The organism is Micromonospora carbonacea, from assembly GCF_014205165.1.
GTDB lineage: Bacteria > Actinomycetota > Actinomycetes > Mycobacteriales > Micromonosporaceae > Micromonospora > Micromonospora carbonacea.
On record NZ_JACHMZ010000001.1, the window covers coordinates 5,534,125 to 5,547,724 of the forward strand.

The 13,600-nt window shown below is 69.3% G+C and carries 8 protein-coding genes; 3 read left to right on the top strand and 5 right to left on the bottom strand.

Going from position 1 to position 13,600, the window contains the following annotated elements; genetic code table 11:
• Positions 1-102 precede the first annotated feature (102 nt).
• Positions 103-912: a helix-turn-helix domain-containing protein gene (locus tag HDA31_RS23115; RefSeq protein WP_178063601.1), complete on the bottom strand. Its 810-nt coding sequence runs from the start codon at positions 910-912 to the stop codon at positions 103-105.
• Between the two features lie 790 nt (positions 913-1,702).
• Here HDA31_RS23115 and HDA31_RS23120 point away from each other — a divergent pair.
• The gene (locus HDA31_RS23120; protein ID WP_246384446.1) at positions 1,703-5,797 is read left to right on the top strand and encodes an alpha/beta hydrolase; all 4,095 of its coding nucleotides are present in this window, start codon (positions 1,703-1,705) and stop codon (positions 5,795-5,797) included.
• Between the two features lie 102 nt (positions 5,798-5,899).
• Here HDA31_RS23120 and HDA31_RS23125 read toward each other — a convergent pair whose 3' ends face one another.
• The 3 genes from HDA31_RS23125 to HDA31_RS23135 all read right to left on the bottom strand — a co-directional run bounded on the left by HDA31_RS23125 (position 5,900) and on the right by HDA31_RS23135 (position 10,557).
• Positions 5,900-8,155: a protein kinase family protein gene (locus tag HDA31_RS23125; RefSeq protein WP_178063599.1), complete on the bottom strand. Its 2,256-nt coding sequence runs from the start codon at positions 8,153-8,155 to the stop codon at positions 5,900-5,902.
• Between the two features lie 109 nt (positions 8,156-8,264).
• Complete coding sequence (locus HDA31_RS23130) at positions 8,265-9,293, bottom strand: patatin-like phospholipase family protein (protein WP_178063598.1); 1,029 nt, start codon at positions 9,291-9,293, stop codon at positions 8,265-8,267.
• A gap of 472 nt (positions 9,294-9,765) precedes the next feature.
• Positions 9,766-10,557: a GntR family transcriptional regulator gene (locus HDA31_RS23135; RefSeq protein ID WP_178063597.1), complete on the bottom strand. Its 792-nt coding sequence runs from the start codon at positions 10,555-10,557 to the stop codon at positions 9,766-9,768.
• A gap of 225 nt (positions 10,558-10,782) precedes the next feature.
• On the opposite strand from HDA31_RS23135, the gene HDA31_RS23140 reads away from it, so the two are divergent.
• Positions 10,783-10,926, top strand: a complete 144-nt coding sequence (locus tag HDA31_RS23140) for a hypothetical protein (RefSeq protein ID WP_178063596.1) — start codon at positions 10,783-10,785, stop codon at positions 10,924-10,926.
• Entirely contained in the window at positions 10,923-12,146 is a 1,224-nt protein-coding gene (locus HDA31_RS23145) for a helix-turn-helix domain-containing protein (protein WP_246384445.1), read from the top strand. Before HDA31_RS23140 ends, HDA31_RS23145 begins: the two co-directional genes overlap by 4 nt.
• 48 nt (positions 12,147-12,194) lie before the next feature.
• Here HDA31_RS23145 and HDA31_RS23150 read toward each other — a convergent pair whose 3' ends face one another.
• Positions 12,195-13,439, bottom strand: a complete 1,245-nt coding sequence (locus tag HDA31_RS23150) for a hypothetical protein (protein WP_178063595.1) — start codon at positions 13,437-13,439, stop codon at positions 12,195-12,197.
• Positions 13,440-13,600: the final 161 nt, after the last annotated feature.

Here is a 13,600-nt window from a genome sequence, read left to right on the forward strand (position 1 = left end):
CCAAGTGGCAGTTGGTGTAAACGGTTTCCGCAGGGGCGCGCGGACAGCCGGATGCCGGCGGCGGCGAAAATCGCCGGAGGGGAAGCGGGAGGTGAAAGGCGGCTACGCGGCCTCGGCCACCGGAATCAGCGAGACGATCTGCAGCTCACTCGCGCTCGGATCGGTGAGGGTCACGACGTCGACAAGCGTCGTGCGGTGTTCGCTGAGCCGGATGCCCCGCCTGGACCGCAACGCGCACCCGTACGCGGCGTGGGCGTTCCACAGGCAACGGGCCTCGGGACTGGTTTCCAGGCAGGCGTCGACCAGGGCGGCGATCCCCGCGTCCTGGGGATGCAGCGCCTGGGCGATACGCATCTGGGTGAGCAGCGGCGCCGCCCAGTCGGTCTCCCAGTTGACCAGCCGGCGGCGCGCGTCGGCGTCGGTCAACAGCCAGCGGGGATAGCTGGGATCGCTGCGCAGCCAGGGATAATAGGCCTCGCACACCTCGTTGTGCAGCACCACCCGCGCATACCGGTCGAGGACGTAGGTCGCCCAGCGCTGCCCCTCGACGAACTGGCGCAGGGCGGGGCCGAGGACGACGGCGGTCGCGCCGACCGTCGACGGCGCCGGCATCCGGCCGACCGCCAGGAGGTACAGCAGCTCCCGCTCGCGCCGGTCGAGGCGCAGCGCCTCGGCGACCGCGTCGAGGAAGGCGTCCGAGTAGTTGGCCCGCACCCCGCGTTCCAGGTTGCTGTACCAGACGACGCTCACCCCGACGATCTCCGCGATCTCCTCCTGGGTGACGGTCGACCGACGGGCCCGACGCCTGCGGACGACCTGCCGGTCCTCGGGCACCAGCCGGTGCCGCCAGGCTCTGACGCAGGCGGCCAACTCGCTGTTCTGATCCGCCGAGACCTGCCGGATGGCAACCATCTCTACCTCGTTCTGGCGCAGCCGTGAATGATTGTTCCACGCATTTGGACCTGCACCGAAATGGAACACCGGCCAGCGGTCACACGGCTCTGCCAAGAGCCGGAAGCAGGGCGGATCGATCGGTCGACGGCTGCCCGTCGCCGGGACCGAGTGATCCTGTGTACGCCACATTCGGCCGAATAGGCCAAAGCCAGCTCGCGACGACACCGACACAATCGCGCCCAGCGACCGTCACGAATGTGGATGCTACCGCTCGGGGACCCGGACACCAATAGCTGCGTATCGAGAAGATCACGGTCCGGTCATCTGCCCGAAATCTTTCCACCGACCTGCACCAACTCGTCACGGACTTGGCCACCCTGCCCCCTTAGCCACGTGCACGGGCGTGCGCACTACTTGCCCGTGATGGCCCTGTTGCGTAGATCGTGACCCGGGCCGAGGCCCGCGCGGCACGCCCCCGCGCCGACCGACGACAGCAATACATTCAAGTACGGCTCTCCATTCGCGGGACCGCAATTCACAACGGATTGCGCCGACCCGAATCGCGCCGTCCGGCACACCGTTTCCCGGCACGGATACGAGTCGCGAAGAGCCCCGGAGTCCCAATCGCCGCAGTTGCGGCCGACTTCCCGTCAGGAACACATATCCCCTGGTAGAGGCGGGTTCTCCAGCGCCGCGAGACGCATGTCATACGAAACGCAGGAGAAACGAGAGCTGGTTAGCGTCCCGCTCGTTGAACATTTCCACTCCTTTCCGGGGAGACACTTTGAAGGTACGAACATCGAGGAGCGTGCGTATTCTCCTCGCGGTGGCCGTCTCGTTGCCGGCCCCGGTCGCGCTGGCCGCCCCGGCCATGGCGGCATCCCCCACCCCCGCCGCGCCGCCCCCCGCCGCGCCGGCGGGCCTGCCCGACCCGACGGCGCGCGGACCGTTCGGTCACCAGGCCGTCCAGGAGGCCAAGTTCGGCCTCGCCGACATCCAGGAGCCCAACTCCGCCGGGGCCGACCCGACGCCGGGGACGGCGCAGGCGGCGGAGCAGATCGAGATCCGCGGCCAGCTCCACACGCCGGACTGGGCCAAGCGCACCACGCCGTCGCCGCTGATCGTCCTGGTGCACGGCAACCACGGCTCGTGCGACTCCGGGCAGAACAGCGCCCAGCTCACCTGCGCCCAGTTCAAGCACAACGAGAACGGCTACGCCTACCTCGCGGAGAACCTCGCCACCTGGGGTTACACGACGTTCTCGGTGTCGCAGGACCAGCTGATGATGCGGCAGGACAGCAGCAAGGGCAAAGGCATGCACAGCCGGCGCATGCTCATCGCCGCCACCCTGGACGCGCTCAGCGCGGCCAACCGCGCCGGGGGCCTGCCGGTCGACGAGCACACGACCGTCGGCACCACGCTCTCCGGCCGCCTCGACCTGACCCGCATCGGCCTGATGGGACACTCGCGCGGCGGTGACGCCGTGTCGAGCTTCATCGACTACAACCGCATCCGCACCGACGGCCCGCGCTACCCGCTGCGCGGCGTCATCTCCCTCGCGCCGGTGGACTACGAGCGCAAGGCACCGTACGGCATGCCGTACCTGACGATCCTGCCGATGTGCGACGGCGACGTGTCCAACCTCCAGGGCGCGCGGCTGTTCGAGCGCAGCCAGTACGTCAACCCGGGCGACCCCTTCCCCCGCATCCAGGTCGAGCACCTCGGCGCGATCCACAACTGGTACAACACCGTCTGGTACGCCGACGGCGGCGCGGACGGCCAGGGCAACAACGACGCCGCCTGCGGCAACTCGGCCCCGTTCGCGACGAACAACATCCACCCGCACAACCTGCGGCTCAGCGGCGCGGCCAGCTACACCGACCCCGACCTCAACTACGCCATCGACAACTCGGACCCGCTGAACCCGGCCGTGAACACCAAGTTCTCCGGCGACGCGGCCCGGATGGGCGACCAGGAGAAGCTGGGGCTGGCCACGATGGCCGCCTTCTTCCGCCGCTACGTCGGCGGCGAGGGCGCGTTCCAGCCCTGGCTGACCGGCGAGCTGGCCAACACCGCCAGCGGCCTCCAGGTTCCGGCGACGGCCTGCCCGACCAGCCCGTCCGGCCTGGCCATCCCCTGCAACGAGCGGGTCAACACCAGCTACTTCGCCGCGCCGCAGGAGCGGGTGGACGTGATCCGCCCCGAGGTGGAGAACCCCCTCGGCCTCAACGCCCTCGGCGGCCCGCTGACCGGCAGCGGCTTCGCCGACCCGTACGCCCAGGCGGCCGGCGTCGCGCCGAAGCCGGCGGCGACGGCCGGCGGCTACGACTGGTGCAACCCGGAGCCCCAGGACTTCGCGCCCGCGCAGCTCGGCAAGACCGGGCTGCCGACCGCCGCCAAGCCCTGCCCGCTGCCGGCGGCCGGCGCGCTCGGCGGGCAGAACGCCACCCGCGAGAACAGCCCGATCAACCACTCCTACGGCCGGCAGCTCACCCTCGCCTGGGAGCCGGCCTCCCCCGCCACCCTCACCGCCGCGATCCCGGCCGCGTCCAAGGACGTACGGGGCCTGAAGGCGCTGGCCCTCAGCGCCGCCGTCAACTTCTTCGACACCCGCAACCCGGGCGCCGACAACCGGGGCGACAACACCCGCGACACCACCGTCGACGGCACCCCGACCAGCCCGGCCTGGCCCAACGAGCTGCCCACGTCGTACGACCCGACGTCGACCACGCAGCGCTTCGTCATCGCGCTGAGCGACACGGCCGGGCACGAGGCCACCGTCGACGCCGGTGACCCGCGCTGGGGCAACGCCCTGCACATGTCCACCGGCACGAACACGCCGAACACGCACATCGTCCTCGACCAGATCCGCGTGCCGCTGAGCGAGTTCGCCGCGCAGGGCGTCGACGTCGGCTCCCTGGCCAAGCTCGAACTCCGCTTCGGGGCGGGCGACCTGCCGAAGTCCGGCTCGATCCAGCTCGCCGACGTGCGCTTCCAGGAGAGCGCGGCCGGGGCGCGGCTGCTGTCGGACGGCAACCACGCCAACGGCGCGGGCTACGGCAAGTCGGCGCTCGGCGGCCCGGACCCGGCGACCTACCTCGCCGCGTACGACAACACCCCCGGCAAGGTGGCGCTGGTCGACCCGGTCGCCAACCCGCGCGGGAACACCACCTGGACCGTCGACGACGACGGCAGGCAGTGCCCGACCGCCCAGTTCGCCTCGATCCAGGCGGCCGTCGACCACGCCTCGCCGTGGGACACGATCGTGGTCTGCGCGGGCGTCTACCGGGAGTCCTCGACGCCGGTGCACCACGCGTCCAACCCCGTGCAGGCCGGCGCGCGCAACGGCCTCACCATCACCAAGCCCCTGAAGATCAAGGGCGCGGGCGCGGACAAGGTGACCATCGAGCCGGACCAGTCGCTCGGCACCCTCGCGGGCGACCAGCCCTACCTGCGCGACGGCGGCGGCAACGTGATCACCGTGTCGCGGCAGTCGCTCGGCTCGACCGACACCAACGAGATGTTCGTCGACATCTCCGGCGTCACCGTCACCTCCGGCAACGTGTGGGCCGAGGCGGGCATCGCCTTCTTCGGCGCGGCCGGTCGCGTCGCGGACAGCGTCGTCGGCCCGCTGCGGGCCGCCACCACCGCGCAGGAGCTGGCCGAGCACCCGCACGGCTGGGGCATCGTCAAGACCGGCGTGATCCGGGGGGCGGGCGTCGCCACCGTCGAGAGCGAGGTGACCGTCACCGGCAGCGTGGTCACCGGCTACCAGTCCGGCGGCATCCTGTTCGACGGCGCGCGGGGCACGGACGGCAGCCCGGACAACACCGCCCGGACCGGCGTCCGCCACCACGGCTACGTGACCGGCACGGTCGTCACGGGCGCGTCGAGCAGCGTGTTCCCGCAGGTCGGCATCCAGTACGCCAGCGGGGTCACCGGCTTCGTCGACGACAGCCGGATCACCGGGAACTACCACCCGCCCGCGCCGGAGAAGTCCTACGGCATCCTGCTGACCGACGCCGGCACCGACACCGCCGGGGCGCTCACCGCCTCCGGCGACGTCATCACCGGCAACGGGTACGCGGTCTACAACGCCAACGCCGACAACACCGGCGTACGCGAGGCAGCCCCGTTCGCGGTGACCGGCAGCTACCTCGGCAAGCGCGCGCCGCTCGCGGGCGGCCCGGCGGACCCGCGCGCCGGAATCGAGGCCGTCTCCGGCCCCGACAGCACCGGCGCGGCCACCGTCACCCTCGCCAAGCGGCTGCCGAAGCCGCCGAAGGCGGTGCCGACCGGGGTGGGCCGCGTCGCCGACCGCGCCCCGTGGGCCCAGGTCGCCGACCCGGGGCAGGGCGCGGTGTTCCGGGTCGGGACGACGGTGCGCCCGCTGATCCGGGGCACCGACGACTTCGCCATCGCGTCGGCGACCCTGCTCGTCAACGGCGTCAGGGTCGGCACCAGCACCGTCGCCCCGTACCTGTTCGACTGGACACCCAGCGCCAGGGACGCCGGCCGGCAGGTCAAGCTCCAGGCGCTGGTCGTCGACTCGGCCGGGCGGGCGACGCTGTCCAAGGCGGTGGTGGGCAAGGTCGCCCCCGTGACGCCGGCACCGACGGTGCGGCTCGGCAAGGTGACCACCGACGCCAAGGCGGGCACGGCGACGATCGCCGCCACCGTCAACACGGCCGGCACGCTCACCCTCACCGGCGACAAGGTGGTCGCGGTGACGAAGCAGGTGAGCAAGGCGGGCACGGTCACGCTGACCGTGACGGTCGACCCCGCCTACCGGAAGGAGCTGGTGAAGGCGGGGCGGCTCGACGTGACGGTCACCGTCGCGTTCGGCACCGCGACGGAGCAGAGCGCGAGCCAGACCGTGCAGGTGCGACTGCTCAGGAAGTGACGATCCGGCACGCCGGGCACTGACCGGAGGGGTCCCGCACCAGGGGCCCCTCCGGCGGTGTCCGCCGATGCTCACCCGTCTTTCCGCCCACGCGCACGGGGCTCAGTCACCGACACGTGGCCTGGGCACTCGGCCTTCGGCCGCGTAGCGGAGACGTTCGGCGGCGAGAAAGGCCCTCCCCAGCCCGGTCCGGACGTCCGCGGCACTACGACCGCTGCACTTGATGACGTAAAAGAGAACGGTGTTGATGGCGGTTACCGCGCCGGCATAAACATAGACGTCTTTGACCAGATCGAGGTAAATCAGCGTGCCAATTACCCCGCAGGTCACCGCATAGAACGCCGCCGATGGTGTCCAGCCGCTGAAAGCATCAAGGCCGGCGACACGGCCGGCCGGAACGGTCGAAAGCTGCGCCGCCTTGGCGCGCCGTAGCGCCAGCCGGGCGAAGGACAGGCAGGACCAGTTGCAGATGAACACGAAGAGAACCCCGACCGGCGTGAAGACAGACCACCACCGCCCCTGCACCAGCGTCGGTGGCAGGACGAGCAGGAAGGCAGCTACCGCAAAGAGCCGCATGTGCAGTTCGGCGACGATGGCGAGCAGACTCAGCCACCCCTGGCGCAGGCCGGCTACCAAAGGGGTCAACCCGGCGAAGAGGTTCTGGTAGTAGCGCGCACCGACCAGGAGGAAGCTCAGGCCGACCATGCGTACCGGGAGGTTCTCCGCAAAATCGGAGATCGGGTAGTCCGGTTGCCGCAGGTCATCGAGGTAGGGAAACCTGTCTGACGGGGTTCCGGTCGCCTGTTGCAGGAAGGCGATCGCCTGGTTCCCCCAATCCCAGCCCAGGTCACGCAGCCACCAGGTGACCAGGACCGTGGCCGCGACATACCAGGCCGCCGCCGACAGCCATGAAGCAGTGAGGAGCCAACGGATGTGCATGCTACGACGAGGATGCCGGTAGAGCCCCTGACTCCGCCGGATCCGCCAGACCTGCCATTGCCGGGCTGGCGCTCCGGCCAGCGGCATGAAGAGGTCGAGCAGGGCGGCCAGCCACCGAATTCTGACCTGGCCGACTCGTCCACGGCGGGTAGCCGCCATGGCGGCGAGTTCCTCGTCGAAGAATCGGCGAAGCTGTGGGTAGAGGGGGGCTGGAGGCGGATCCGGCCGAAAGAGCAGCAACCGGCGGGTCGGCTCGCCGTCAACGAGGTCCTCGATGAACCGGGCCATCACCGGGGTCTCGGCATAGAAGAGGTCCGGCACCGTGCCGTCGGATCCGCCGGGTGCGCCGGAGATGGCGACAAGTAGTTGACCGACCGAATAGAGATCGGTTCTGTTCGTGCCGGTGCCGCCGGCCCTGAGTTCGGGCGCGACATAGGTTGCGTCCGGACCTCCGATGCCCGGAAGGGCATGGGTGTAGAGGTAGTTGACACCGAGATCGATGAAGATGAAGGAGGGACGCGCTCCTTCCTCGCCACTCGCGACGATGATGTTCGACGGGGACAGGTCGCAATGCCGGAGCCCGGCCTGCTCGAGCTCAGCCATTGCAGCGAAGAGCTCCCGGCCAAGATCGGCCAGCACGTCGATTTCGATCTCGCGCGCCGCGGCTGCGGGTCGCCGAGTCGTTCGGTCGGCGGAAGCCGACCCCGGCGTGTTGCCGCGCCGGCGGTCGAGATGCTCGGCGAGGGTTTCCCCCGGAACATAATCCATCAGGATCCAGCTGGCGCTGCTCGCCCAGATCTGCACCAGATGTCGCAGATCGCGGCTGGGCACGCCGTACTTGGAATAGTACTCCGCGGTATTTCTGACGATCGTCGGCACCTGCAAGAATGGATATACCAGGCACTTCAGCGCGAGCTGCCGACGTCGTCCATGTGCCGCCCCGGCCGGGTAACCCGCCAGGATGAACGAGGTGGTGCCGTGTCGGTGAAACCGGACCGTGTCGAAGTCGATGCTGTTCCACTCACTACGGGCCGAGGCGCTCGGCTCGATCTCGCTCGTATCGTGCCCCGGGATCCAGGCATCCGGACTGTAATGTTCGGCGATTGCCCGGCGCACGGCGGGGTCCCGCACCAGCGGCACGCACAACGAGTCGCAATCGTGACCGGTCTGCCCATGCCCGCCGTCCGGGCCCACCTCCTTGCGGGGATGGCGGTATTCATCGGAGTGCCGCAGAGACACAAGGGTGATCAGGAGCAGCCCGAGATGACCGAAGACCGTCTCGAGCGGCCGCTGGACCGATTCCGGTCGGGCACGGAATCCACCACACCACCCGTGGAGGTCGTCCACCACGCTGTCCCAGGACCGCTCGAACAGGCTGAGGAAACTCTGTGCGTCGGTCGGCAGCTGGAGCAACGTCACTCCCCAGCTGTAGCGAGTCAAGCCCACCAGCTCCTGCTCGGCGGGTCCACTTTCCTCGGCGTCAGGGGAGATGGCCCGGAGAACGGTCGAGAGGGTGTCTCGCCTAGCGCTACTGTGCATGATCCTTCGCAACTATGGTGAGGCGTGGCACGGCTCGGATACGCCCGCCGGGAATGAGCGCGGGGTCACGGTTCTCGATGGCGCAGTACATGACTTCATAGCCACCCCGGGCCCCGGCGATGACGCGCCCGGAGTCCATCTCGTGCCGTTTGACCTCAGGCATCCACGGCAAGGGCGCCAGGTCGAGCACGTATGGCGCTTCCCCCGGCTCGGTCATCCGCCGCTGCAGCATGCGCCGTTCGACTCGATAGTCGCGCATCGCACGCAGGTACCCGGCCCCGAGCCCGTCCCTGATCGCGTTGAGGTGCCGAGCGGCGTAGCGCTGCGAAAGTGACACCCCGTCGCGGGGCGGACGGATCGGCCGGGTGCTGAGCGAGAGCACATGGGTGCAGCCGTCCTGCAGTGCGATGCGGTAGGGGTGGGGAGTCAGCACGCCACCGTCGACCACCCGCTCACCGCGGAAGACAGCCGTGCCACGCAACGCCACAGGCAGCCATGCACTGGCGACAAGGGCACTACGCAGGTCGGCGCGGGAGGTGAAATCATGGACCGTCTCGGTCCGGATCTCGTCGGCCAGGGTGATCGCGATGTGCAGCGGGACGGGCGAAGCGATCACCCTTTCATAGTCGAGCGGCTTGAGCTGGTCGACCACGACTCCGAAGGCGTAGTCCAGGTCAAGGATGTGGCCCCTGAAGAACCGCCGGAAGTCGACGAATTTCCGGGTGGTCAGATCGTCATAGTAGATCGACAGTGGATACCAACTGCCCCCGGCCAGGAAGTAGGCGCTGTTGATCGCGCCGGACGACGCCGAGTAGACGGCGTCGAAGGCTGCGGTCATGCCAAGGTCTTCCAGCGCACACAGCATGGCACCGGAAACCACGCCTCTTATTCCACCACCCTCAACAGCCAATCCGATCTTGAAATCGTCCGACCGGTTGCCTGGAGAGTCGCTCTCCCTCCGCCGACGCCGCAGCGCCTCCAGCACAGGATGATTCGCCAGCCAGGGCGCGTCATCCATCTTCGGTACCCCCTTACCGAGACCAGAATCCGCCGCTGCCGCTCGCGCCGCATCCGCCGAAACAGGCTGCCACGCTGGTTAGCTACGGTCAAGAAAAGCGCTTCCGGGGGTCGGATATCCAACAGGAGGCGCGTGGCACGCCCGTCGCCATTCGCAATCCGGCCAGGGCTCATTCACGTTCACGTGGGGATCGCCGGTGGAGCCGACCGCCGAGTCCCGGCACCGACGAACGCCGGGCAGCCCGTCGGCCATTCTCGCCGGGGCAGCCCCGACATGACCGACGGCGATAGCAGCGCCAAACCGATTAAGCACACCTGGAAGATCGTGTAAGGCGAGCGGCGCACGACGCCATCATTCACAGGACGCCCATGCCGCAGCCTCCCAGGTGACCGCCGTCGAGATCTCCCGGTTCCCGGCGTCACGCGCCGCTGTGAGCAACTGGCCTCGGCAGCACCCCGGCCGAAACCTCCTGTCACGGCATATCGGGCTCATCGGGCGAAGACCAAGGGTCGACCGGCACTTCGTACACAAGCCGGTAGCGATCACCAGGAAACACGATGTCGGCGGTCTCCACGGCGGTCTGTCCGGCGTAGTAGGTGCGCTCGACCGCGATCACCCACCTGCCACCGCGCCGGTCGAGTCTGAGTGCCTCCGCCTCTTCGGGCATCGCTGGCCGGGTGGTGACCTCCTCCACGAACCGGTCGATGGCCACGCCGATGAAGTCCATGCGGGCAACCACACCGATGACCGGACCTTGCTCTGGGTACTCGACCTGCGTGCCACCGGTGACGGCCAAGGGCTCGTACGAGTAGGCGAGCTGGATGGGGACTCCATCGGCCAGGTAGCGGTACCTGGTGAACATGACCGGCTCGCCGGGCTGGATGCCGAGTCGTTCGGCGGTGTGCTGTGTTGCCGGGATCTTCTCGCTGTGCGCTTCCCAGCTCGGTCGCCTGCCCGCCGCTTCACTGTCCCGGGTGAACGGCGACGTGCTGCCGATGCGCTTACGCATGTCCCGGGAGTGGGCGCGACGCACGAGCCGTGTCCGGTCGCGGACGTAGTTGCCCGACCCGCGCCGCCCTTCGATGAGCCCTTCGCTGCGGAGCAGCGTGAGGGCGTGCTTGACGATCGTGGTGGAGAATCCCCAGCGCTGCTGGAGTTCCTTCTCCGTAGGGAGCTTGTCGCCGGGGGCCAGTTCGCCAGAGAGGATCCGCCTGCGCAGGTCGTCAACGACGCGCTGGTAGTTGGGCGGTTCCTTGCCGGCCATGGATGACCCCTTCGAGTTGACGCGCCTACTCGCTCCAAGTCGACCATGGCACCCGAGGCGCAGCAAGCACGGTCCGAAGCACCACTCCAAAGTAAGTGCCATCATCGTCATTGCAACCCCTAATTAAGTGCGCTAACTTATCACCCACCAGAGCATCAAACTCGCCACACGAGCCCGGCGGGCAGCACCCGGGCTCCGCCTCGCCAGAAGGTGAGAGTGATCGTGATGTCCCACGTTGTCCCGATCGTGTTCGGTGGACTGGTGCCGGGATTCCTCCTCGGGTTGCTGGCCTTCCGGGTCAAGTCGCGGTGGTGTCCGCGCTGCGGGGAGTCCACGTTGGCCATGCCGCCGACGGAGCGGGACCGGTGACCCGGCCAACGCGGCGCACCGGCGACGAGCCGCCGATCGGGCGGCGGGTGGCGGAGCTGCGCGTCAGCCGGGGCATGAGCCAGCAGGTCTTCGCCGACCGGATCGGCCGGTCGAAGAGCTGGGTCGACAAGGTCGAGCGCGGCGTCCGTACCCTCGATCGGTTCTCGGTGATCGAGACGGTGGCCGCGACCCTCGGGGTCGCCCCGGCCGTCCTGCTCGGCGGCAGGGCCCAGCGGGGTTCGGCTGCCGGCACCGACACCGGCAGCGCCGTGGAGCGGGTGCGCGAGGCGTTGGCGCGCTACGACGTACCAAGAATCGGTGGCGACGGCCAGCCGGCGTCGTCGCCGCGCCAGCCTGCCGACCAGATCGGGTACGCCTGGACGGCGTACCGCAACGGCCACCACGCCCAGGTGTTGCGGATGCTGCCCGACCTGCTCGCCGACGCCCGCGCGGCTGGCGACGCGTCCGCCGCCGACCTGCCGGTGCGGGTCTATCGGCTCGCCGCTCAGGTGCTGGTCAAGCTCGGCAAGGCCGACCTGGCCTGGCTGGCGGCCGACCGGGCGATGGGTGCCGCCGCCGACGATCCACGGCTGGCCGGCCTGGCGGCGGTCTCCGTCACCCAGGCGCTCCGGGCGCTACGCCAGGGCAAGCTGGCGACGGGTGCCGCCGCAGCCGCCGTGCACCGCCTCGACCTCGTGCGGTCCCGGGTCTTCCTGCTGGAGGAGCCCGCGCTGACGGGAACCCTGCTGACCGAGGCCGCTCTCGCCGCCGCCTCGTGCGGGGCCGTCGCCGCCGCTGCCGAGTTCACCGAGCGGGCGGCCCACCTCGCCGCCGCCCACGGCGAGCGGCAGCACGACGACCACGACGGCATCGGGTTCGGCCCCACCACCGTCGAACTCACCCGCGCCCTGACCGCCATGCGCCTCGGCGACCATCAGCTGGCCGTCGCCGCCCACCGGCGGGCCACCGGCGACGACGGGTGGCGGCTGCTCCCCGCCGAGCACCGGGCCGCCCACCTCGTCGACATCACCCGCGCCCACCTCGACCTCGGCGACCATGATGCCGCCGGCCGCGCCCTGGTCACCGCCGACGGCATCGCCCCGGCCGAGACCCGCCTCCGCCCCGCCGCCCACGCCGCGCTGACCGCCGTGCTCCGCGCCGGGCCGACCGCCGCTGACGTGGCCCGCCTCGCCGCCACCATCGGCCTGACCCGCCGGTGACCGATCCTCCCGTTCGACGTCGAACATCTGGGATGAGGGCGGCCCCGGTCACGCGCCTTCACGCACGGGTCGTCGCTGCTCCTGGGCAGGCAGCCGCTGCACCAGTTCCTGCCGCAGCGGCCACGACTGGTCGAGAATGGCCTGAGCCAGGCAGGCCAGACCGAGGGCAAGGGGCCAGGAAGCCGATCCTCTGATCTCTTCCGGCAGCATGGCCAGCGGCTTCTTCGGGTTCCATCTCGTGATCGGTGCCAGGTCGACCGCCAGCACCTCGGTGACGTAGGGGCGCTCGACGAGCCGGGCGGCCCGATCGAGCACCTCGTCGCTGGTGAGTTGGAGCAGGGTGACCACGCAGAATTCCGGCATGGCACCCCGGCTGACCCACCGGCCGTGCCCCACGATCGCGCCGACCTCGATGTCCTGCTCGCTGATGTGGCACTCCTCCCGCAACTCCCGCTCCGCACCGCGGCGGACGATGTCTCCGAGCGTCAGCCCGGTGCCATCCTGAGGCAGGTCGCGGGGTTCAAGAGCGCCGGAGCCGGACGGAGCGATGAGGCCGGGGCTTCCCACATTGTCCTTGGCCTGGGCCACGAGGATCAGTTGGCCGTCCGTCGTGAAGGCCAGCGAGGACACGCCGACCGTGTTGGCGAGTCGGCTGCGCCGAAAGGTCAGCAGTTTCCCATCCTGGTCGAGGATCAACTCCCTTCCCCGCAGAAGCGGCAGCTTCCTACCCGTTCCCCATACGTCGAACGGAGCCAGCAGGTTGCTGCAAAAGAAGTCGAAATAGCGACCGGGCCTGAGCTTGACAGCCGCGTCCTCATCGCCGGACGGCACGTCGGAGGCCAAGCCGATGATGTCACCGTTGTACATGGCAGCGACGCGGGCTCGACGCGCAAGAAAGTCGAACGACCAGATCCTGAGCTCGCGAGGCAGGCGGTACGGTGAGGTTTCCAGCTCGGCCCTGACGAGCTGGCCGCGGAGCCGCGCGCACTCCTTCGCCATGATCACGCCGACGTCGTGTGCGCTTTTGACGACGGGCCCCAGACTGCTGAGGTGACTCGACAGGTCGCCATAGTCGTCGCCGTCCCGCGACTGGAACCGCACCAACCGGGCCCGGCGACGATTGGCATGGATCTCCAGCCCGGAAACGAAACAGCCGGCTGCTGCCGCCAGCACGCTGATTGCGACAGGAGGGTTGTGGATCGCTGTGGCGGCGCCGAAAGAGGTCAGCGCAATTCCCGCAGTGGTGACTCGATAGCGCCACAGACTCCTACGCCAGATGCTCATCGTCGTCACGGCTTTCCTCGCAGTTCCCAGCATCCGCGCCTCTCCCCGGTGCGCCCCGACAGCGGCAGCCGCATTGTAACTATGCGGCGAAAGAACCTCTGGGGTCATGACGTCCGTTTGAGGAGAGCGGAATACATTTGTCATGATTGATAGAAAATTCGGAGACACCA